Origin of the sequence: Achromobacter sp. SIMBA_011 (assembly GCF_046535435.1) — a bacterium.
Classification (GTDB): Bacteria; Pseudomonadota; Gammaproteobacteria; order Burkholderiales; family Burkholderiaceae_B; genus Achromobacter; species Achromobacter dolens.
Genome location: NZ_JAWRWN010001073.1, coordinates 1 through 243, shown reverse-complemented (window position 1 = coordinate 243; position 243 = coordinate 1). Strand labels below are relative to the sequence as shown.

The 243-nt window shown below is 72.4% G+C and carries 1 protein-coding gene; it reads left to right on the top strand.

Annotated features, from left to right (window positions below; translation table 11 throughout):
- The coding region (locus SB816_RS34325) for a hypothetical protein (protein WP_410548539.1) at positions 1–243 on the top strand (243 nt) is incomplete at both ends.

The following is a 243-nucleotide window of genomic DNA, read 5'->3' as shown; positions in this document are numbered from 1 at the left end:
CTCCGGCCCGACGACGAGCGCCGCGTGGGCGATCGAAGGCGCGGCGATCGTGTGGGTCGGCGTGCGTGAACGGCGCCTCGCGCCGTTCGCCTTCGGCCTGTCGATGCAACTCGCGGCCGCCGGCGCGTTCTTCACGAGCCTGCTTGGCGCGCCCGACGCGAACGCGCTGCCGGTGCTCAACAGCCCGTACATCGCGATGCTGCTGATCGCGCTCGCCGGGCTCTTCACCGGCTGGTGGCTGCA